A 20,672-nucleotide genomic window follows, 5' to 3' on the forward strand; every position below is an offset into this window, starting at 1 on the left:
CGTCACGATCGCGACGCGACCACAGCGAGCCTAGTGCGTCGGGGCGCGTGGCCGGCAGTCCTCTCGGCGGCCCTCGTCGGTGTCGAGCCGGCCAATTCGGGGCGCTGGGTCCACGCCAGGTCACCCTCGGTCAACTGCCTGATGGCAAGTATCGGCCCGGCCGATATCCGTCGGAAATCTGACCCAAGTTGACCCGTTGTGCCGGTGGTGCGCGGTGGTTAAGCTCTTCATGCGCGCCCCAATCGCCCGCTTCCCCCGTGGCAGGCGATCGGGGCGCGCGTCTTTGTGTCAGAGGTCGGGCCCGCACGCGAGACGCGTGCGGGCCCGATTTCCGTCGCGCTGTGCGGCGCGTCGCCTGCCGGTGCTTATATCCAGCGACCGTCGAGCCACATTCGGGACAGCCAGTCCGAGTACGGGATCAGCCGGCCCACGAAGATCGGATAGAAGTACGCGAAGCACAGCGCCACCAGCAGCACGTACGCCCCGGCCGCCACGCTGCCCACCAGCCGGCGCTCGTAGCCCGCGTCGCCGGGCACCAGGGCCGCCGTCTCACCCACGTCAGCCCCGGCCGGGGCGATCAGCGCGCCGAGTACGTACACCACGGCCAGCACCAGGAACGGCAGGGCCGGCGCGACGTAGAACGAGAACATCGTCCGACCGTCGAGGGCGAACCAGAACCAGGGCAGCAGCCCGGCCGCCACGGTGAGCAGGATCGCGCCGGCCCGCCAGTCCCGCCGGGCCAGGCCCAGCCACACCAGCGCCACCAGGGCGGGCAGGAACGACCACCAGAGCAGCGGGGTGCCGAGCAGCAGGATCTCCGACGCGCAGGTCGGTGCGCCGCAGGCGCCGTCGCCGGACCAGTGGAACGCCACCGGCCGCCCGAGCAGCAGCCACTGCCACGGCCAGGACTGGTATTTGTGCGGATCGTCGAGCTGGGCGTGGAAGCCGTACGCCGCGCGGTGGTACTCGAAGAGGTTGACCAGCGGGCCGATCACCGGGGTGTCGCTGAGCGAGCCGGTCGGGTAGGCCGCCGACGACGCCAGCCGGTAGTAGCCGTCGTCGCTGAGCAGCCACCCGGACCAGGTGGCGAGGTAGGTGCCGATCATCAGCACGCCGGCCAGCACCACCCAGGGCACCTCGTCGAGGAGAGTGTCCCGCCAGGGCCTGCGGACGCCCGCCGAGCGGCGGACCCCGACCTCCCAGAGGACCACGAACAGGGCGAACACCGGCACGAAGTAGAGCGCGCTCCACTTGACCGCGCAGGCGCAGCCGATCAGCACTCCCGCGGCGAGGCGCCACCACGGCCACGTGCGCCAGCCGGTCGGCGGTCGGCCCGCGCGCCCCGGCAGGCTCGGGTCGAGCCCGTCGTCCAGGGCGCGCGCCCAGCGCCGACGTCGGGAGTCCCGGTCGAGCACCAGCGCGCCGAAGGCGGCCAGCACGAAGAACAGCAGGAAGATGTCGAGCAGCGCCGCGCGCGACAGCACCAGGTGGAAGCCGTCCAGGGCGAGCAGCAGCCCGGCCGCGCAGCCGAGCACCGTCGAGCGGAACAGCCGCCGGCCGATGCGGACCAGCAGCAGGACCGACAGCGTGCCGATCACGGCCGCCGAGAACCGCCAGCCGAACTCCGGCGCGGTGGTGAACAGGTGCCCGCCGACGGAGACCTTCGACTCCGCGTCCTGATAGCCGAAGGCCCACTCGCCCACGCCGATCAGCCACTTGCCCAGCGGGGGGTGCACCACGTAAGACGGGACGTTGTCCTTGTAGTTCCACTCGACGCCCCGGCTGATCAGCCCGTACGCGTCCTTGGCGTAGTACGTCTCGTCGAAGATCTTGCCCTTGGGGCTGGACAGGCCCACGAAGCGCAGGATCGCCGCGATCGCCACCACCACGCCGGTGGCGAGCCACGAGAACGGGTCCATCCGGGCGTCGACGGTGGCGAACCGGCGGCGGACACCTGCGGACACCCCCCCGCCGTCGGCACGTGGTGCCGCCGGGTCCTGGCCAGGGCTGGGCTCGCCGGTCACCTCGACCGTGTCAGCCGGGTCGGCGCTCGGGCTCTGCGCTGTCGACGCACTCGTCACCCGGCGATCGTAGGCTGCCAGGGTGTCGTGTGGCGCCCGTCGTCCCTGATACCGGTATTCGCTGTCGATGAAGGAGACGATCCCGTGGGTGAAATGTCCGAAGCTGGGCGCCTGATCCTGCTCGGTGCTCCGCTCGGCAACCCCGCCGACGCCTCGGCCCGGTTCCGGGAAGTGCTGGCCAGCGCCGATGTGGTGGCCGCCGAGGACACCCGCCGCCTCACCCGCCTGGCCCGCGACCTCGACATCACCGTCGGAGGCCGGATCGTCTCCTACTTCGAGGGCAACGAGGAACGGCGTACGCCCGAACTGGTCGAGGTCATCCTCGGCGGGTACGCGGTGGCGCTGGTGACCGACGGCGGCATGCCGAGCGTCTCCGACCCGGGCTACCGGCTGGTCCGGGCCGCGCTGGACGTCGGGGCGCCGGTCACCGTCGCGCCCGGGCCCAGCGCGGTGACCACCGCCCTCGCCGTCTCCGGCCTGCCCTGTGACCGGTTCTGCTTCGAGGGGTTCCTGCCCCGCAGCGGAAGTGCCCGCCGGTCCCGGCTGCGCGCCCTCGCCGCCGAGGAGCGCACCCTCGTCTTCTTCGAGGCACCGCACCGGATCGGCGCGGCGCTCGCCGACCTGGCCGAGACGTTCGGGGCGGACCGGCCGGCCGCGCTCTGCCGGGAACTGACCAAGACCTACGAGGAGGTGCTGCGCCGTCCCCTCGGCGAGTTGGCCCGGTGGGCCGCCGAGGGCGATCCGCGCGGGGAGATCACCCTGGTGGTGGCCGGTTCACCGGCGACCGCCCCGGAACGCCCCGACGACGACGCCCTGCGCGCGGCCGTCGCCGAGCGGGAGGCCGCCGGCAGGTCCCGCCGGGACGCCATCACCGACGTCGCCACCGAATACGCGCTGCGCCGCCGCGAGGTCTACACGATCGTTCACAGCTGACAGCCGCCGCAGTCACCAGGCGGCGGCGAGGAAGCCGAGGGTGATCAGCGCCGGGCCGGCGAGAGCCGCGGCCACCGCCCAGCGGCGGTGTCGCCGGCCGGGCAGACGTGCCGAGCCCGTCCAGCGGACGATGCCGGCGGTGCAGCCGAGCACCGCCAGCAGGCCGGGCAGCCAGCGCAGGTGTCGGCCGGCGCCGGTGTCGGCGTACGCGGTTCCGCCGTCCGGGCCGGTCATCCGTGCCCGCACCACCGCCCCGGGCGCGTCGCCCCCGGTGGGTACGCCGCTGACGCGCACCCCGTGGGCCAGGAACCGCCCGTCGTCGGCAGTGAAGATGCCCCGGCACCGCTGGGTGAGACCGCCGCCGGTGCAGTGGTCGATCACCACGGTGCCGTCGCGCGCGTGCCCGACCGCGAGCCAGAACGGACCGGCGCTGACCCAGGCGAAGAAGGCCGCGACCAGGCTCAGCAGCACCAACGCGGTCAGCCCGGGCAGCGGGTCCGGCAGCGCTGTCGTCCGCGACGCCGCGCGGCGGTCCCTCGCCAGGGCGCGTCGCTTGGGGGCGACGTCCTCCTGGACGGGGGTGCCGTCCCAGTGCACCTCCTCGATCGGCGCCCAGAACGCGACCTCGTCGTCCGGTGGTCGGTCCCCGTCGACCCGGTGGGCATCCCGCAGACGGCCCTGCTGGCGTACCGGCACCCGGCGTGGCACCGCGTCCACCGGCGCCCCGGTGGTCGGCTCCACCTCGACGGGGGCCGGCGCCTTCGGCGTGGGCCGGGCCGGGGTCGCGGTGGCCTCCGGCGACCCGTCCCTTCGCGGCACGGCCGCCCGCCCGGACGGCGTGGGCCGCTGGTGGGCCGGCCGATCGGGTGCGGCGGCGGGGACCAGCCGGGGGTGCGGCGCGACCCCGGCACCCCGGGGCGCGTCGGACGCCGGGCCTGACTCGTCGCCGCCCGTCGGCCCGGTGGGACGCTCGTCGTGGTCCCGGGCCGCTCCTCTGCCAGTCACGACGTTCATTGCACACCGGTAGCGCGGGCTGATCGGGCAGGTGAACCGCGTGTCGACGACAAATCGGACCAATGGGCGGGGTGGTCGGTACGGTCCGGCGGCCCGGCACCCCCCATTGGTTCGCGGATGCCCCGGGCGGGTCACTAGGCTTGCTGCTCATGAGTCACGTTCTCGCGGCAGTGGCCTGGCCGTACGCCAACGGCCCCCGCCACATCGGCCACGTCTCCGGTTTCGGCGTTCCCTCCGACGTCTTCGCCCGGTACATGCGGATGGCCGGCCACGACGTGCTCATGGTCTCCGGCACCGACGAGCACGGCACCCCCATCCAGGTGCAGGCCGACGCCGACGGGGTGACCCCGCGCGAGCTGGCCGACAGGTACAACAGGGTGATCGTCGAGGACCTGCACGGCCTCGGGCTCTCCTACGACCTGTTCACCCGCACCACCACCCGCAACCACTACGCGGTGGTGCAGGAGTTGTTCGAGGGGATGTACCGCAACGGCTACATCGTGCCGAAGACCACCATGGGCGCGATCTCGCCGTCCACCGGGCGCACCCTGCCCGACAGGTACATCGAGGGCACCTGCCCGATCTGCGGGTACGACAGCGCGCGCGGCGACCAGTGCGACAACTGCGGCAACCAGCTCGACCCGATCGACCTGATCGACCCGAAGTCGCGGATCAACGGGGAGACCCCGAAGTTCGTCGAGACCGAGCACTTCTTCCTGGACCTGCCCGCCCTGGCCGACGTGCTCCGCCAGTGGCTGGACACCCGGGAGGGGTGGCGGCCCAACGTGCTGCGGTTCTCCCGCAACCTGCTCGACGACCTCCAGCCCCGGGCGATCACCCGGGACCTGGAGTGGGGCGTGCCGATCCCGCTGGACGGCTGGCGGGACCGCCCCGACAAGCGGATCTACGTCTGGTTCGACGCGGTGATCGGCTACCTGTCCGCCTCCATCGAGTGGGCCCGCCGCTCCGGCGACCCCGAGGCGTGGCGCAGGTGGTGGTCCGCCGACGGGGAGGGCAAGGACGCCCGGTCGTACTACTTCATGGGCAAGGACAACATCGTCTTCCACTCGGTGATCTGGCCGGCGCTGCTCTCCGGCTATTCGGGCGAGGGCTCCCGCGACGGCGAGCCGGGCGAGCTGGGCCAGCTCAACCTGCCCACCGAGGTGGTCTCCAGCGAATACCTGACCATGGAGGGGCGCAAGTTCTCCTCGTCCCGCAAGGTGGTCATCTACGTCCGCGACTTCCTGGAGCGCTACGACGCCGACGCGCTGCGCTACTTCATCGCCGCCGCCGGCCCGGAGAGCAACGACACCGACTTCACCTGGGCCGAGTTCCTGCGCCGCAACAACGACGAGCTGGTCGCCGGCTGGGGAAACCTGGTCAACAGGTGCGTCTCGATGGCCGCGAAGAACTTCGGGTCGATCCCGTCGATCGACCCGGCCGGGCTCACCGAAGCCGACGAGGCGCTGCTCGCGGTGGCTCGCGCGGGGTTCGACACGGTGGGCGACCTGATCGGCCGGCACCGGCAGAAGCAGGCCATCGGTGAGGCCATGAAGGTGGTCGCCGAGGCCAACAAGTACCTGTCCGAGCAGGCGCCGTGGAAGCTCAAGGACGAGGCCGACAAGCCCCGCATGGGCACCATCCTGCACGTCGCCCTCCAGGTGATCAGCGACGCCAACACGCTGCTCACCCCGTTCCTGCCGCACTCCGCGCAGCAGGTGCACGAACTGCTCGGCCGCACCGGCGTGCACGCGCCGATGCCTGTCATCGAGCAGGTCGACGACCTGGACGGCGGGCCGTCCTACCCGGTGCTGACCGGTGACTACACGGTGGGCGCGCGCTGGGAGTCGGTGCCGCTGGAGGCCGGGACGCCGCTGGCCGCGCCGAAGCCGGTGTTCCGCAAGCTCGACCCGTCGATCGTCGACGAGGAGCTCGCCCGACTGGCCGACTGAGCGTACGACGCCCCCGGCGGCAGGGCAGCCGGCCGCCGGGGGACGTCACAACGCGTACCGGGTGTCCATGACCTGGTCGTTGCTCACCTCGGTGCCCGGCGCCCACGTCTCGTAGACACCCCGGTCGTGGCACTGCGCGCCGGTGGCGATCACCGCGTCCGGGTCCGGGTGGCGCAGCCGCAACCGCAGCCAGCCGGCCTCCTCCCGCAGCACCAGGCACGACACGCCCCGCCACTGCGCGAACCGGACCCGGCGGGCCACCGCGTCCACCGGATAGCGGGCCGCCCGGGTCATCGCCAGCACCCGGAACCCGCCGGGCAGGTCGGCCACGGCCTCGTACTCCGTGTCGCCGTAGAGGCCTACCAGTTGGGTGGAGCGCGGGGCGTCGCCGGTCGGCACGTACTCCTGGTCGGGGGAGAGGCCCGGCACCGCGGCGAGCAGATGCCGCCACTGCGGCCCCACCATCCGCAGCCACGCGCGCTGCTCGGCCTGGTAGCTGTAGAGCACCACCTCCACCCCCTCGGCGGTGTAGGCGAGCAGGGTCGCGTTCGCCGGCATCGGCAGGTCGGCGAAGTCCCGGGTGATGAACTCCGGGACGAGTTGGCCGTTGCTCGGCACGAAACCGGTGCCCAGCACCGGAGGGCCCAGCCGGTCCCGGGACGACAGCGCCGTCAGACCCCGGTGCTCCTCGCCCACCGGCACGTCGTAGTCGCCCGGGTCGGCGGCCCGCCAACGCAGCGCGTACGCCACTTCCGAGCCGTCCCGCCCGACGTCGCCGTCGGTGCGCAGCACCGTGGTCGCCGACGGCGTACGCAGGTGCGCCACGTCGTGCTCCCGGTAGCAGAAGCCGTGCGGCAGCCAGCCCCGCACGTACCCGGCGAGCTGCCGGGCCGAGAGGACCTTCACCATCCGGGTGCCGCGCCGGACCACCGCGGAGGCGCGCACCGCGGCCAACACCGGGTCACCCGCCGCGGACGGCTGCTGGCTGAGCTGGTGTACGTGCGACCAGCCGCGCTCCCGGTGCGCCGGCATCATCAGCGGTGTCTCCGGCTCCTCCACCGGTTCGGCGGCCCCGTGCACCACGCTCACCTCGGTGACGTGCACGAACCGACGCCACGGCAGGGCGCTGCCCGGGCGCGGCGCCCGCTCGAAGCCGGCCACCTCCTCGGCGCTGAACAGCTCGTACGCGGCGCCCCGGGCGATCTCCTCGGCCGGGTACACGCCGCCGCCGAACGCCACGCGAAGCCCGGTGCGCTCACTGGCGGGACTGCTGAGCTCGCTCACCGGGCGACGGTAGAGTCGCGCGGCGTAGTCGAGGTGAACGCCGGGTGGCGGGCGGATGGACGGCCCCGGTGTGTGATGCTGTCGCTGATGAGCGAGCCGACTGAAACCCGCCGCGAGCGTGCCGCCCGGCGGGCCGGAGAGTTCCCGCCCGCCCCCGAGCCGCTGCCCCGGCCGGTGCTGGACAGCCACACCCACCTGGACATCACCGTCAGCGAGGCCGGCGTACCCGGTGGCGGGCCGTCCGACGACCCGATCGCCACGGCGATCACGGTGGCCACCGGGGTCGGCGTGGACCGGCTGGTCCAGGTGGGCGTGGACGTGGCCTCCTCGCGGTGGGGCGCGGACATCGCCGACCGCTATCCCGCCGTGCTGGCCACCGTGGCGCTGCACCCCAACGAGGCGCCCCGGCTGGCCGACCTCGACGAGGCACTGCGGGAGATCGAGTCCCTCGCCGCCCGCGACCGGGTCCGGGGGATCGGCGAGACCGGCATGGACTTCTTCCGCACCGGCGACGAGGGGCGGGCCGCGCAGGAGGCGAGTTTCCGAGCGCACATCGCCATCGCCAAGCGGTACGGCAAGGCGCTTGTCATCCACGACCGGGACGCGCACGCCGACGTGCTGCGGATCCTCGACGACGAGGGCGCACCGGACACGGTGGTGCTGCACTGCTTCTCCGGTGACGCCGAGTTCGCCCGCGAGTGCGTGCGCCGGGGCTACCTGCTCAGCTTCGCCGGCACCGTCACCTTCGGCAGCGCCACCGCCCTGCGCGAGGCCGCCGCGCTCACCCCGCTGGCCCAGATCCTGGTGGAGACCGACGCCCCCTACCTCACGCCGACCCCGCACCGTGGCCGGCCGAACGCCTCGTACCTGATCCCGCTGACCGTCCGCGCGCTCGCCGCGACCACCGGCAGCGACCTGGACGAGCTGTGCGCGGCCATCTCCGCCGCCGGCGACCGCGCTTTCGGGCCGTGGTGAGCCCGGCCCGGCGGCCGGTCCCGACCACGTCGCTACGCTGCCAGGCATGACCGGTCTCCTCGGCCCGGCGGAGATCCGGGAGCTGGCCGCCCGGCTGGGCGTCGCGCCCACCAAGAAGCTCGGCCAGAACTTCGTGCACGACCCGAACACCGTGCGCCGGATCGTCACCGCCGCCGGGCTGACCCCCGACGACGTGGCCCTGGAGGTCGGCCCCGGGCTCGGCTCACTCACCCTCGGACTGCTGCCGGTCGCCGGGCACGTGCACGCCGTGGAGATCGACCCGACCCTCGCCGGCGCGCTCCCGGAGACCGTCGCCCGGCACGCCGGGGCGGACGCCGGCCGGCTCACCGTGCACCGCGCCGACGCGCTGCGCGTCCGCGCCGCCGAACTGGGCGAGCCCGCACCGACCGCCCTTGTCGCGAACCTGCCGTACAACGTCGCCGTACCTGTGGTGCTGCACCTCCTCGCCGAGCTGCCCAGCCTGCGACACGGCCTGGTGATGGTGCAGAAGGAGGTCGCCGACCGGCTCGTCGCCGGTCCCGGCTCCAAGGTGTACGGCATTCCGTCGGTCAAGCTCGCCTGGTACGCCCACGCCCGTGGCGCCGGCAAGGTGCCGCCGAACGTGTTCTGGCCGGTGCCCAACGTCGACTCCGGTCTGGTCGCCTTCACCTGCCACGAACCGCCCCGCGCCGACGTACCCCGGGAAAGGGTCTTCGCCGTGGTGGACGCGGCGTTCGCGCAGCGCCGCAAGACCCTGCGCGCCGCGCTGGCCGGCTGGGCCGGCGGCCCGGACCGGGCGGCCGCCGCGCTGATTGCCGCGGGCGTCGACCCCGGCGCCCGGGGTGAGTCACTGACCGTCGAGCAGTTCGCCGCCATCGCCGCGTCGGCCCCGGCCGGTACGCGTACCGCGAAGTAGGCTGACGCCGTGCCCGCCGAGGAGGTGTACGAGTGACCGCGCAGCCGATCGAGCCCGCCGCCCAGGGGATGTGGGGCCCGGATCCCGTCCGGCAGCGACTGGCCAACCACACCATCGAGGACGTGCTGGCCCTGCCCGGCGACGCCCCCCGCGTCGAGCTACGTGACGGAGTCCTCGTCGTGGTCCCTTCCCCCACCTATGACCACCAGAACATCAGCAGCTTGCTCTGGATGTGGCTGCGACAGCACGCGCCGCTGGATCTGTCGCCCGCTACCGCCGTCGGAGTGGCGCTCAACCACCGCAACACCCTTGAACCGGACGTGGTGCTACTACGCCGGCCTCTTGTCGGTACAAGCCACTACTTCGACGCTGAGCAGGTCATGCTGGCCGTCGAGGTCGTCTCGCCCGGCACCCGACGGCGGGACCGGTTGGAGAAGCCGGCGGACTACGCCGATGCCGGGATTCCGCACTACTGGCGGATCGAGCAGAATCCGGTGCACGTGTACGCGTACGACCTGGTCGACGGCCGGTACGAGCTGGCCGCCGACTCTGCCGAGGAGCTGATCGTGGCCAAGCCGTTCGACATCCGCCTGCGCGTACGGGACATCACCCCGTGACCGAGGCCTGGCGACCGGACGACGAGGACGAGCGACGTGGGGCCCTCGGGCCGGTGAAGGTCCGGGTGCCCGCCAAGGTCAACCTGCACCTCGGGGTGGGCCCGCTGCGCCGCGACGGCTACCACGAGCTGAACACCGTCTATCACGCCATCTCGATCTACGACGAGCTGACCGCCCGGCGGGGCGACACACTGGCGTTGACCATGGAGGGCGAGGGCACCGGCGAACTGGCGCTGGACGACTCCAACCTGGTGATCCGCGCCGCACACGCGCTGGCTGGTTGCGCGGGGGTGCTGCCGCACGCCCGCCTGCACCTGCGCAAGCAGATCCCGCTGGCCGGTGGGCTGGCCGGCGGCAGCGCCGACGCGGCCGCCGCGCTGGTGGCCTGTGACGCGCTGTGGGGCACCGGGTTGTCCCGCGACGAGCTGGCCGGGATCGCCGCCGACCTGGGCTCCGACGTGCCGTTTTTGATCTACGGCGGCACCGCGCTGGGCACCGGCCGGGGCGAGGCGGTCAGCCCCGTGCTGGCCCGAGCCACCTCCTGGCACTGGGTCGTGGCGATCGCCGACGGCGGCCTGTCCACCCCCGCCGCGTACCGCGAACTGGACCGGCTGCGCGGCTCCGGCGCCGCCGGCACCCCGCTGGGCAGCACCGACGCGCTGCTGGGCGCGCTGCGTCAACGTGACCCCCGCGTCCTCGCCCGTACGCTCGGCAACGATCTTCAGGACGCCGCGCTGGCGATGCGGCCCGCGCTTGCCGACACCCTGAAGGCCGGCGAGGCGGCCGGCGCGCTCACCGGCATCGTCTCCGGCTCCGGGCCGACCTGCGTCTTCCTCGCCGCCGACGCGGCCGACGCCGAGCGGATCGCCGCCGAGCTGACCAACGCCGGGGTGTGCCGGGAGGCCCGGGTCGCGCACGGCCCGGTCGCCGGCGCCCGCGTCGGCTGACGACTCGTTTCCACCGGCCCGCGGGCGCGCGGCGCGGGCGTCCGGAGTGTCCGCGTACCCTTGACGCAGGCGTCCCGAGGTGCCCGCCGGCACCCGGACGCCTTGATCTTGAAGGGTGGAACGTGGCCAACATCGTCAATCTGGACCGGGTGTCCAAGGGGTACGGCGCCGCCGGGCGGCTGCTCACGGACGTCTCGCTCGGCCTGGACGACGCCGACCGGATCGGTGTGGTCGGCCTCAACGGCGCCGGCAAGTCCACCCTGCTGCGCCTGCTCACCAAGCAGGAGGAGCCCGACGACGGCCGGGTCACCCACCGCCGCGACCTGCGCGTGCTCTGGCTACCGCAGCAGCTCACCCTCGCCCCGGACGCCACGGTCCGGGACGTCGTGCTCGGCACCGCCTGGCTCGGTGAGGGCATGGGCGCCGAGCACGAGTGGGCCGGCGACGCCGGTGTGCGCAACATCCTCGACGGCCTCGGCATGCCGCACCTCGGCCTCGACCAGCCGGTCGGCCCGATGTCCGGTGGCGAACGGCGGCGGGTGGCACTCGCCGCGCTGCTCGTCCGCGACTCGGACCTGCTGATCCTCGACGAGCCCACCAACCACCTCGACGTCGGCGGTGTCGACTGGCTGGCCCGGCACCTGGTCGGCCGCAAGGGCGCCCTCGTCGTGGTCACCCACGACCGGTGGTTCCTCGACGCGGTCTGCACCAACACCTGGGAGGTCGCCGACCAGACCGTCCGCGCGTACGAGGGCGGCTTCGCCGCCTGGACCCTCGCCCGCGCCGAGCGCGAACGCGTCGCGGCCGCCACCGAGGCTCGCCGGCAGAACCTGCTCCGCAAGGAGATCGCCTGGCTGCGGCGCGGCCCGCCCGCCCGTACCTCCAAGCCCCAGTTCCGCATCGACGCCGCGAACGCGCTGATCGCCGACGTGCCGCCGGCGCGCGACACCATGTCCCTGCAGCGGATGGCGGTTTCGCGTCTGGGCAAGCAGGTGTACGAGTTGGAGAACGTCGAGCTGCACGCCGGCCCGAAGGAGATCCTGCGCGACGCCACCTGGTTGGTCGGTCCCGGCGACCGGATCGCCATCCTCGGTGCCAACGGCGCCGGCAAGACCACCCTGCTGCGGATGCTCGCGGGCATCACCCGCCCCGACGGCGGCCGCCTCGGCACCGGTTCCACGGTGCGACCGGCGTTCCTCTCCCAGGAGCTGGCCGAGCTGCCCGGGCACCTGCGGGTGCTGGAAGCCGTGGAGGAGGTCGCCCGCCGGGTCCAGCTCGGCGACCGGGAGGTTTCCGCGTCGCAGCTCGCCGAGGTCTTCGGGTTCGACGACCGCCGGCTCTGGACCCCGGTCAGCGACCTGTCCGGCGGCGAGCGTCGCCGGTTGCAGATGCTGCGGCTGCTCGCCGGCGAGCCCAACGTGCTGCTCTTCGACGAGCCCACCAACGACCTGGACACCGACACCCTGGCCTCGCTTGAGGACCTGCTCGACTCGTGGCCCGGCACGATCATCGTGGCCAGCCACGACCGCTACCTCATCGAACGCGTCACCGACACGGCGTACGGGATGTTCGGCGACGGTCGGCTCGTGCACCTGCCCGGTGGTGTCGACGAGTACCTCGCGCGGACCGCCGAGCGAGCCGGCACTCCCCGGGCGGGCGTCACCTCGACCTCTACGCCCGCTTCGCCGTCGGGAGGCGGCATGTCCGCCGCCGAGGTGCGCCAGGCGCGCAAGGAGCTGACCCGGCTGGAACGGCAGCTCGGCAAGCTCGACCAGCGCGAGGTCACCCTGCTCGACCAGCTCGCCGCCGACGCCACCGACTACGCCCGCGTCGCCGAGCTGGACACCCAGCTCAAGGACCTGCGCGCCGAACGGGAACGGATCGAGGAGACCTGGATGACCCTCGCCGAGGACCTGCCCGAGAGCTGAGCGGGCCGGGCACGCCGGCGCGGGGGCCGTGTGCGGCGTCACACCGACACATGCGGGACAATCGTCGGCGACACCTCACCCTTGGAGACCCAGACATGGCCCACACCCCCATCAACCACCCCGCGCGGCCGATCTACCGGGCGATCGGCGGGCTGACCGGTCTGTACCTGGTGGTCTTCGGCGTGCTCGGCATCATCGCGGGCGCCGGCGACGAGATCCTCGCCCAGGACGACACCCGCGTCCTCGGTCAGGGCACCAACCTCGGCTTCTCGCTGCTCTGCGTGCTGCTCGGGCTCGTCGTGCTGGTCGGCACCGCGCTCGGCCGCAACATCGACGTGGCGATCAACCAGTGGCTGGCGTACGCCCTGATGGTGATCGGCCTGGCCGGTCTGGCCTTCATCCGGACCGACGCCAACTTCTTCAACTTCAGCATCTTCACCGTGATCGTCGTGATGACTGCCGCTCTGGTGCTGCTCATGGCGGGCATGTACGGCAAGGTCGGCACGGAGGATGAGGCTGAGGCGTTCCAGAAGGCTCGTCTGGTTCTCTGATCTTCTTCTGCGGTTGCGGCCGTGGGTTTTCGCCGGAGCCCGAGCTGCTCCGGGCGGTCAGGCTTGATCCCTGCGCAGCTCGGGCTCCGGCGAAAACCTGACCTGGTCCAGCCTTTGGCGGACCCGTTCGGCTTTGTGGTTCTTCGGACAGTTGGCTCCTGCCTGGGCGACAATTCCCCTGAAACGGTCAATCAGGGGGTCTTGGTATGCCGCACTTTCCGGTGAACCATCCGGCACGGCCGCTCTACCGGGTCCTCTCCGGACTGATCGGCCTCTACATCCTGGTCTTCGGCGTCTGGGGTGTCGCCGAGACGATCGGCGACCCGCTCTTCGACCGGGGCAGCCACTGGGCCCTGGGGCTCCGCACCAACCTGGCCTTCTCGCTCGCCTCGGTGGTCTTCGGAGCCGTCCTGATCTTCGGAGCGTCCCGGCGCAGCAACCTCGGCCACTACATGAACCTCACCGCCGGGGTGGTGTTCCTGGTGACCAGCATCCTCATGATGTCCGTGCTGCAGACCGACGCGAACTTCCTCAACTTCTCGATGTCGACGGTGATCGTGTCGATGCTGTTCGGCCTGATCCTGCTCGGCACCGGGCTGTACGACAAGGTCGGCCCGTCGGAGCACGCCGAGGCGGAGCTGGAACGCCGCAAACACCCGGTGGCCGACGCGCACCGCAGCTGACCGAGGTCAGCTGCGGCGTGCGGTGATCAACGTGGGCTTCGCCTCCAGGTGCGACAACCCGTTCCACGCCATGTTGACCAGGTGCGCGGCCACCGTCTCCTTGCGCGGCTTGCGCACCTCCAGCCACCAGCGGCCGGTCAACGCGACCATGCCCACCAACGCCTGCGAGTAGAGCTCGGCCAGCTTCGGGTCGTACCCGCGGCTCTTGAACTCCGCGCCCAGGATGTGCTCGACCTGGTGGGCCACGTCGTTCATGACGCTGCTGAAGGTGGCCGTCCCGGACAACAGCGGCGACTCGCGGACCAGCACCCGGAACCCGCTGGTCTCCTCCTCGATGTAGCCCAGCAGGGCCATCGCCGCCTGCTCCAGCAACTCGCGCGGATGCCCCGCCGTCAGCGCCGTGGTGATCCGATCCAGCAGGGCCCGGACCTCCCGGTCGACCACTACCGCGTACAACCCTTCCTTGCCGCCGAAGTGCTCGTACACCACCGGCTTGGAGACCTTGGCGCGGGCCGCCACCTCCTCGATGGAGGTGGCGTCGAAACCGCGCTCGGCGAACAGTTGCCGGCCGGTCGCGATCAACTGCTCCCGGCGCTGGGCCGCCGACATGCGTACCCGGGAGGTGGGCTTGGGTTTCGCCGCCGCAGCCGGCGCTGGGCGCCGGCCGCCATCGTCGCTGGCCTCGGGCATGTCGCCGCCTCGCTGGCGCTCGGTCACGCCCTGCCGTGGGATGGTGCCTCCGCTGTGCCCGTTCACGTTGTCGCCTCACTGGCGGGTGGCCTGACCACCCTGCCGCGCCGTCCGACCGTACCCGGATCGGGCCCGGCCCCCCGTCCGCCGAGCCGCCCGGTCCCCCGCTGCGCTCGGTCATCGGGCCATCCTGCCAGGCGACACCCCGCGGCACCGCCCGGTTTATCGGGGTGCGACAGGCTTCACGAGCTTGGCCGCGAGGCGCTCGGGCTTCGGCCAGCGCACCTGCGACGCCGCGCCCGTCTTCTCGAACAGCCAGATCACCCGGGCGGAGATGTCCACCTGACCACGCAGCACACCGTGTCGGGCGCTGGTCGGGTCGGCGTGGTGCAGGTTGTGCCAGCTCTCACCGAACGACAGGATCGCGAGCGGCCAGAAGTTCGACGCCCGGTCGCCCTGACGCATCGCGAACGGGCGCTCGCCGTACACATGGCAGACCGAATTGATCGCCCAGGTGACGTGGTGCAGGAGGCCGATCCGGACCAGTCCGGCCCAGAAGAACGCGGTGAGCGCGCCCTGCCACGACCAGGTCACCAGGCCCCCGATCAGCGCCGGGCCGAGCAGCGAGACGGCCACCAGCACGGGGAACAGTCGGTCGACCCGGCTGATGTCGCGGTCGGCGATCAGATCCGGTGCGAACCGCTCCCGGTTGGACAGCTCGCGACGGAACAGCCAGCCCACGTGTGCGTGGAACAGGCCCCGCGTCAGTGCCCAGAAGCTGGTGCCGAAACGCCACGGCGAGTGCGGGTCACCCTCCAGGTCGGAGAACGCGTGGTGTCGGCGGTGGTCGGCCACCCACTGGATGATCTCGCCCTGCACCGCCAGGGAACCCGCGACCGCCAGCGTCACCCGCAGCCACCGCTTGGCCTTGAACGAGCCGTGCGTGAAGTAGCGGTGAAAGCCCACCGTGATGCCGAGCCCGGAGACCACGTACCAGACCAGACCGATGATCACATCGCTCCAACCCAGCCAGCCGCCCCAGGCCATCGGCACGGCGACCAGCAGAGCGACGAAGGGGATCACGACGAAGGCCCACAGGGCGGCCAGGATCCCGGAGGACTGGCTGCCGTCCGTGAGCGGTTTCGGGCCGGGGGCAGCGGTGGGGGGTTCGAGCATGGTGGCGGACATGGCACCTCGCAGAGGGGGGAAACGATCACGAACCTACGCCTACGTCACCGTAACTTACGGCCCGGTAGAGCGCACGGGGAAGTTTCGAAAAGCTGTCGTACGCAGGTGCTAAAGCCCTGGTCAGGGTCGAGCTTTCGGTCGCTGAGGCGTGCCGGCTCCGCACTGCGGAATGGGTCCGCGTCCCTCGGATCCAGGTCTCGTCGCGACCTCCCGCGAGGGGCGCGACCGCCGCCTCGGTCGTGGGCGGCGCGGAAGGATCGCGAGGATCATGAAGGGCGTGAGTGCTGGCGTCGCCCCGGTCGGGCGTTAAGGTGTAGCGGCAGGATGTTCGTCGGGGAGCGACGGCGTCCTGACGTTGCGATCGGCCGTGGTGTAATTGGCAACACCCGGGTCTTTGGTACCCGTATTTCAGGTTCGAACCCTGGCGGCCGAGCTGCCCCCTAAAGTCCGTTTTGGGTTTCACTGGGGGTAACAGGGAACGGTGCGGACCCCGTGGTTAGCATGGCCGCGAGAGTGTCCGCCGTCCCGACGGGAGCCATGTCGTGCCCCAGCCCCACCTTCGTACCGTCGTCGTACTCGCCGCCGGTGAGGGCAAGCGGATGAAGTCGACACTGCCCAAGGTATTGCACCCCCTGCTCGGCCGTACCCTGCTCGGTCACGTGCTGAGCGCCGCCGCGCCGCTGAGCGCCGACCGCACCGTCGTCGTGGTGGGGCACGGCGCCGACCAGGTCCGGGCACACCTGGCCGAGATCGCCCCCGACGTGACGCCCGTGCTCCAGGCCGAGCAGCTCGGCACCGGGCACGCCGTCCGGATCGCACTGGACGCCGTGCCGGAGGGCGCCGGCACGGTCGTGGTGATCAACGGAGATGTGCCGTTGCTGCGCCCGGAGACGGTGGGCGCGCTGGTGACCGCGCACGAGGAGGCCGCCGCGGCGGCCACCGTGCTGGCCGCCGAGGTGCCGGACCCGACCGGGCTCGGGCGGATCGTCCGGGACGCCGACGGCCGGCTGGAGCAGATCGTCGAGGAGCGCGACGCCGACGCCACGCAGCGCGCGATCCGGGAGATCAACGCCGGCATCTACGCGTTCGACGCGGTGCGGCTGCGCGACGCGCTGGGCAAGCTCTCCACCGACAACGACCAGGGCGAGGAGTACCTGACCGACGTGTTCGGCCTGCTCCGTTCCGCGGGCGAGCCGGTCGCGGTGCACGTGGCCGTCGACCACGTCGAGACGCTGGGCTGCAACGACCGCGTGGAGTTGGCGTCGCTGCGTCGGCTGCTGCGCGACCGGGTCAACGAGGCGTGGATGCGTACCGGGGTGAGCCTGCTCGACCCGGCGACCACCTGGATCGACGTGACAGTGGCGCTCGACCGCGACGCGGTGGTCGACCAGAACACCCAGCTGCGCGGCGCCACGGTGGTCGGCGCGGGTGCGCTTGTCGGGCCGGACGTCACGCTTATCGACACGATCGTCGGCCCGGCCGCGTCGGTGGTGCGCAGCCACGCGGTCGGCGCCGAGGTGGGCGCGGGCGCCAGCGTGGGGCCGTACGCGTACCTGCGGCCCGCGGCACGGCTCGCCGACAAGGCGAAGGTCGGCACGTTCGTCGAGGTCAAGAACTCCGAGATCGGCGCCGGCTCCAAGGTGCCGCACCTGACGTACGTGGGTGACGCGACGATCGGCGAGCAGACCAACATCGGTGCCGCGTCGGTCTTCGTCAACTACGACGGGGTCAACAAGCACCGCACGGTGATCGGCAGTCACGCCCGGACGGGGGCGGACAACATGTTCGTCGCGCCGGTCGAGGTGGGTGACGGCGCGTACACGGCGGCCGGTTCGGTGATCGTCGACGACGTGCCGGCGGGCGCGATGGGTGTCGCCCGGGCGCGGCAGCGCAACATCGAGGGCTGGGTGGTGAAGCGGCGGGCCGGTACGGCGGCGGCCGAGGCCGCGCAGCGTGCCGGCGACGCGGAGGGTGCGTCGGAGGTGGCCGGCACCGCAAGTGACAGTGAGGCAATGCACGGGCGGGCCGAGACGGTGGGCGGTGCGTCCGGCGCGGGAGATACTGCAACCGAATAGTCCCCGACCCACCACCACCGGGCCGGGTACCGCCGACAAACGGGAGCAGACGGGCCCATGGGCAGCATCGTCGCCGAAAATCGCAAGAGCCTGATGCTCTTCTCCGGACGGGGTTTCCCGGAGTTGGCCAAGGAGATCGGCGAGGTGCTCGGTGTGGCACCGACGCCAGCCGACGCGTACGAGTTCGCCAACGGCGAGATCTTCGTACGGTTCAAGGACTCGGTGCGTGGTTCGGACGCCTTCGTCGTGCAGTCCGTGACGCACGGGGTGAACACCTGGGTCATGGAGACCCTGATCATGGTGGACGCGTTGAAGCGGGGGTCGGCGAAGCGGATCACCGTCGTGCTGCCGTTCTACCCGTACGCGCGGCAGGACAAGAAGCACCGGGGTCGGGAGCCGATCTCGGCCCGGCTGGTGGCGGACCTGCTGAAGACCGCCGGTGCGAACCGGATCCTCACGGTCGACCTGCACACCGCGCAGATCCAGGGCTTCTTCGACGGGCCGGTGGACCACCTCTTCGCGATGGACATCCTGGCGGAGTACGTGGAGCACCGGTACGCCGGCCGGCCGATGACAGTGGTGGCGCCGGATTCGGGCCGGGTGCGGGTGGCCGAGCGGTGGACCGACAGGCTGGGTGGCTGCCCGCTGGCGTTCATCCACAAGACCCGTGATCCGATGAAGCCGAACCAGGTGGTGGCGAACCGGGTTGTCGGTGAGGTGGAGGGTCGCGTCTGCCTGATCGTCGACGACATGATCGACACCGGTGGCACGATCGCCAAGGCGGCGGACATCCTCAAGGAGTCGGGCGCGGCGGAGATCGTGGTGGCGTCCACCCACGCGCTCCTGTCGGACCCGGCCACCGAGCGGTTGAAGAACAGCCCGATCACCGAGGTCGTGGTGACCAACACGCTGCCGTTGCCGCCGGAGAAGCAGCTGGACAAGCTGACCGTGTTGTCGATCGCGCCGCTTCTGGCGCGGGCGATCCGGGAGGTCTTCGACGACGGCTCGGTGACCACCCTGTTCGGTGGCCTGAGCTGAGGGCGCGGCCCCATTTCGTCATTCGACGCGCCGATGGGCGCAGAGCTGGCAGTCTGGTGGGAAACGGGGCTGGCGCGCTGGTGGGAACGCCATCGGCGCGCCGGTCTGGAGCCGTGACCGGGGACTGCCGACAAACCGGGAAACAGCTCGGGTAGACTGGTGCGGTTGCCACGGCGAGGGTGCCCGGCGGGCCGCTGAAGAGCGCCGCACGGAGGCACCGTCATCGACGCGGTGCTCCGGGCAGTCGTTCATGACGCATGAGCCCCAGCGAGCCCCTCGCCCCAGCACCGCAAGACGACAAGCCGCCGTAGCGAAAGCATCAGGAGTTTCCCCGTGTCCGAGGTAAAGATCAGCGCCGAGCCCCGCACCGAGTTCGGCAAGGGTGGTGCCCGTCGTACCCGCCGGGCCGGCAAGGTGCCCGCCGTGCTGTACGGCCACGGCGAGAAGCCCAAGCACATCGCGCTGCCGTCGCGGGAGTTCGCCGCCGCGATCCGCAAGGGTGGCGCCAACCAGCTGTTCGCGATCGACATCACCGACGGCACCCAGGTGCTGGCGCTGCCGAAGGCGATCCAGCGTGACCCGATCCGGGACACCTTCGAGCACGTGGACCTCATCCTGGTGCGCCGGGGCGAGCAGGTCACCGTCGAGGTGCCGGTCCACCTGACCGGTGAGGCCGCACGGGACACCCTGATCGTGCACGACCACGACACCCTCTCGGTGACCGCCGACGCCACCAAGGTGCCGGACCACCTCGAGGCGTCGATCGAGGGCCTGGAGGCGGGCTCCTCGGTGACCGCCGGCGACGTCGAGCTGCCGAGCGGTGTCGAGCTGGCCGTCGACCCGACGCTGCCGGTCGCCGCGGTGACCGCGGCGCCGACCGCCGAGCAGCTTGAGGCGACGCTGCCCGAGGTCGAGGAGGCCACCGAGGAGGCCGAGGCCGAGACCGGCGAGGTCACCGAGGGCTCCGAGGGCGCGGACACCACCAATGGTGGCGAGAGCGCCGAGGCGCGTACCGAGGCCTGATCGGTTCGTATTCGTGCGGCAGGCGTCCCCGAGTTTCGGGGGCGCCTGCCGGCGTATCGGGAGTCGGTCGAACCGACGGCGGGAAGGGACGGGTCGTGACGGACGAGGCGGGGCCGTGGCTGGTGGTCGGCCTGGGCAACCCCGGTCGGGAGTACGCCGGCAACCGGCACAACGTCGGGTTCATGGTGGCTGATCTGCTGGCGGGGCGGGTGGGCGCACGGTTCGGTAGGCACAAGCGGGCGGTGGCCGAGGTCGCGGAGGGGCGGCTGGGATTCGGCGGTCCGAAGCTGGTGCTGGTCAAGCCACTGACGTACATGAACCTGTCCGGTGGGCCGGTCGCGGCGCTGTCGCAGTTCTACAAGGTGCCACCGGCGCAGGTGGTCGCGGTGCACGACGAGTTGGACATCGGCTTCGGTCAGGTGCGGATCAAGTGCGGCGGCGGCGAGGGCGGGCACAACGGCCTGCGTTCGATGTCCAAGTCGTTGGGCACCAAGGACTACGTTCGGGTGCGGTTCGGTGTGGGTCGCCCACCGGGTCGACAGGACCCGGCGGATTACGTGCTGTCGGATTTCAGCGCGGCGGAGCGCAAGGAGCTGGATTTCCTGGTGGACCGGGCTGCCGATGTGGTGGAGTCGGTGATCGTCAAGGGCGTGGAGCCGACCCAGAACCTCTACCACGGCGGCTAGCTTGAGTTTTAACCTGCGGCTGGGTGGCATCGACCCCGGCTGATCATGAGGACAGCCCTTGATCGATGATTCCTCTTGTCGAGGGAAGAAA

Annotated in this window: 18 protein-coding genes and 1 tRNA gene; 14 read left to right on the forward strand and 5 right to left on the reverse strand. The window is 71.8% G+C overall.

From position 1 onward, the window contains the following. Window positions 1-365 precede the first annotated feature (365 nt). Window positions 366-1,919, reverse strand: a complete 1,554-nt coding sequence (locus AB0K10_RS19515) for a phospholipid carrier-dependent glycosyltransferase (protein WP_363685311.1) — start codon at window positions 1,917-1,919, stop codon at window positions 366-368. A gap of 246 nt (window positions 1,920-2,165) precedes the next feature. Between AB0K10_RS19515 and rsmI the strand changes: the two genes are divergently transcribed. Further along, the gene (gene rsmI, locus AB0K10_RS19520) at window positions 2,166-3,014 is read left to right on the forward strand and encodes a 16S rRNA (cytidine(1402)-2'-O)-methyltransferase (RefSeq protein WP_007455360.1); all 849 of its coding nucleotides are present in this window, start codon (window positions 2,166-2,168) and stop codon (window positions 3,012-3,014) included. Between the two features lie 12 nt (window positions 3,015-3,026). On the opposite strand, the gene AB0K10_RS19525 is transcribed toward rsmI, so the two are convergent. After that, a complete protein-coding gene (locus tag AB0K10_RS19525; RefSeq protein WP_363685255.1) occupies window positions 3,027-4,028 on the reverse strand; it encodes a hypothetical protein in 1,002 nt (333 codons plus the stop codon). A 149-nt stretch (window positions 4,029-4,177) separates the two neighbouring features. On the opposite strand from AB0K10_RS19525, the gene metG reads away from it, so the two are divergent. After that, window positions 4,178-5,980 (forward strand): methionine--tRNA ligase, encoded by a 1,803-nt coding sequence (gene metG, locus AB0K10_RS19530; RefSeq protein WP_363685257.1) that lies wholly within the window; start codon window positions 4,178-4,180, stop codon window positions 5,978-5,980. 45 nt (window positions 5,981-6,025) lie between these two features. Here metG and AB0K10_RS19535 read toward each other — a convergent pair whose 3' ends face one another. Further along, window positions 6,026-7,264, reverse strand: a complete 1,239-nt coding sequence (locus tag AB0K10_RS19535) for a hypothetical protein (protein WP_363685259.1) — start codon at window positions 7,262-7,264, stop codon at window positions 6,026-6,028. Window positions 7,265-7,339: 75 nt separating this feature from the next. Between AB0K10_RS19535 and AB0K10_RS19540 the strand changes: the two genes are divergently transcribed. From AB0K10_RS19540 to AB0K10_RS19570, 7 genes are all read left to right on the forward strand, one after another. Further along, window positions 7,340-8,239 carry a TatD family hydrolase gene (locus tag AB0K10_RS19540; RefSeq protein WP_363685261.1) on the forward strand — a complete coding sequence of 300 codons (900 nt, stop codon included), beginning with the start codon at window positions 7,340-7,342 and terminating at the stop codon, window positions 8,237-8,239. A gap of 46 nt (window positions 8,240-8,285) precedes the next feature. Continuing rightward, window positions 8,286-9,155 carry a 16S rRNA (adenine(1518)-N(6)/adenine(1519)-N(6))-dimethyltransferase RsmA gene (rsmA, locus tag AB0K10_RS19545; protein WP_363685263.1) on the forward strand — a complete coding sequence of 290 codons (870 nt, stop codon included), beginning with the start codon at window positions 8,286-8,288 and terminating at the stop codon, window positions 9,153-9,155. Between the two features lie 32 nt (window positions 9,156-9,187). Continuing rightward, complete coding sequence (locus AB0K10_RS19550) at window positions 9,188-9,772, forward strand: Uma2 family endonuclease (RefSeq protein WP_363685265.1); 585 nt, start codon at window positions 9,188-9,190, stop codon at window positions 9,770-9,772. Continuing rightward, a complete protein-coding gene (locus tag AB0K10_RS19555) occupies window positions 9,769-10,719 on the forward strand; it encodes a 4-(cytidine 5'-diphospho)-2-C-methyl-D-erythritol kinase (protein WP_363685267.1) in 951 nt (316 codons plus the stop codon). Before AB0K10_RS19550 ends, AB0K10_RS19555 begins: the two co-directional genes overlap by 4 nt. A gap of 122 nt (window positions 10,720-10,841) precedes the next feature. Beyond that, window positions 10,842-12,647 (forward strand): ABC-F family ATP-binding cassette domain-containing protein, encoded by a 1,806-nt coding sequence (locus AB0K10_RS19560; protein WP_363685269.1) that lies wholly within the window; start codon window positions 10,842-10,844, stop codon window positions 12,645-12,647. Between the two features lie 95 nt (window positions 12,648-12,742). After that, window positions 12,743-13,198: a DUF4383 domain-containing protein gene (locus AB0K10_RS19565; RefSeq protein ID WP_363685271.1), complete on the forward strand. Its 456-nt coding sequence runs from the start codon at window positions 12,743-12,745 to the stop codon at window positions 13,196-13,198. A 206-nt stretch (window positions 13,199-13,404) separates the two neighbouring features. After that, entirely contained in the window at window positions 13,405-13,881 is a 477-nt protein-coding gene (locus AB0K10_RS19570) for a DUF4383 domain-containing protein (RefSeq protein ID WP_363685273.1), read from the forward strand. 6 nt (window positions 13,882-13,887) lie between these two features. Here AB0K10_RS19570 and AB0K10_RS19575 read toward each other — a convergent pair whose 3' ends face one another. Both AB0K10_RS19575 and AB0K10_RS19580 read right to left on the reverse strand, forming a co-directional pair. After that, on the reverse strand, window positions 13,888-14,571 hold the full coding sequence (locus AB0K10_RS19575) for a TetR/AcrR family transcriptional regulator (protein WP_363685313.1): 684 nt from the start codon (window positions 14,569-14,571) through the stop codon (window positions 13,888-13,890). 222 nt (window positions 14,572-14,793) lie between these two features. Next, window positions 14,794-15,759, reverse strand: coding sequence for an acyl-CoA desaturase (locus AB0K10_RS19580; protein WP_363685275.1), 966 nt, complete (start codon window positions 15,757-15,759; stop codon window positions 14,794-14,796). Between the two features lie 361 nt (window positions 15,760-16,120). Between AB0K10_RS19580 and AB0K10_RS19585 the strand changes: the two genes are divergently transcribed. The 5 genes from AB0K10_RS19585 (at window position 16,121) to pth (ending at window position 20,581) form a co-directional block, all read left to right on the forward strand. After that, window positions 16,121-16,192, forward strand: a tRNA-Gln gene (locus AB0K10_RS19585). 109 nt (window positions 16,193-16,301) lie between these two features. Beyond that, window positions 16,302-17,834 carry a bifunctional UDP-N-acetylglucosamine diphosphorylase/glucosamine-1-phosphate N-acetyltransferase GlmU gene (glmU, locus tag AB0K10_RS19590; RefSeq protein WP_363685277.1) on the forward strand — a complete coding sequence of 511 codons (1,533 nt, stop codon included), beginning with the start codon at window positions 16,302-16,304 and terminating at the stop codon, window positions 17,832-17,834. A 57-nt stretch (window positions 17,835-17,891) separates the two neighbouring features. After that, the gene (locus tag AB0K10_RS19595) at window positions 17,892-18,872 is read left to right on the forward strand and encodes a ribose-phosphate diphosphokinase (protein WP_363685279.1); all 981 of its coding nucleotides are present in this window, start codon (window positions 17,892-17,894) and stop codon (window positions 18,870-18,872) included. A 333-nt stretch (window positions 18,873-19,205) separates the two neighbouring features. After that, on the forward strand, window positions 19,206-19,895 hold the full coding sequence (locus AB0K10_RS19600; protein ID WP_363685281.1) for a 50S ribosomal protein L25/general stress protein Ctc: 690 nt from the start codon (window positions 19,206-19,208) through the stop codon (window positions 19,893-19,895). 95 nt (window positions 19,896-19,990) lie between these two features. Continuing rightward, entirely contained in the window at window positions 19,991-20,581 is a 591-nt protein-coding gene (gene pth / locus AB0K10_RS19605; protein ID WP_363685283.1) for an aminoacyl-tRNA hydrolase, read from the forward strand. Window positions 20,582-20,672 lie beyond the last annotated feature (91 nt).

This window comes from Micromonospora sp. NPDC049274 (assembly GCF_040678875.1).
GTDB lineage: Bacteria > Actinomycetota > Actinomycetes > Mycobacteriales > Micromonosporaceae > Micromonospora.

Coding starts and splice junctions, on each gene's coding strand:
- AB0K10_RS19525 (WP_363685255.1), bottom strand. CDS start 4,028: ATGAACGTCGTGACTGGCAGAGGAGCGGCCCGGGACCACGACGAGCGT.
- AB0K10_RS19565 (WP_363685271.1), top strand. CDS start 12,743: ATGGCCCACACCCCCATCAACCACCCCGCGCGGCCGATCTACCGGGCG.
- AB0K10_RS19575 (WP_363685313.1), bottom strand. CDS start 14,571: ATGCCCGAGGCCAGCGACGATGGCGGCCGGCGCCCAGCGCCGGCTGCG.
- AB0K10_RS19570 (WP_363685273.1), top strand. CDS start 13,405: ATGCCGCACTTTCCGGTGAACCATCCGGCACGGCCGCTCTACCGGGTC.
- rsmA (WP_363685263.1), top strand. CDS start 8,286: ATGACCGGTCTCCTCGGCCCGGCGGAGATCCGGGAGCTGGCCGCCCGG.
- AB0K10_RS19595 (WP_363685279.1), top strand. CDS start 17,892: ATGGGCAGCATCGTCGCCGAAAATCGCAAGAGCCTGATGCTCTTCTCC.
- AB0K10_RS19540 (WP_363685261.1), top strand. CDS start 7,340: ATGCTGTCGCTGATGAGCGAGCCGACTGAAACCCGCCGCGAGCGTGCC.
- metG (WP_363685257.1), top strand. CDS start 4,178: ATGAGTCACGTTCTCGCGGCAGTGGCCTGGCCGTACGCCAACGGCCCC.
- AB0K10_RS19580 (WP_363685275.1), bottom strand. CDS start 15,759: ATGTCCGCCACCATGCTCGAACCCCCCACCGCTGCCCCCGGCCCGAAA.
- AB0K10_RS19515 (WP_363685311.1), bottom strand. CDS start 1,919: ATGGACCCGTTCTCGTGGCTCGCCACCGGCGTGGTGGTGGCGATCGCG.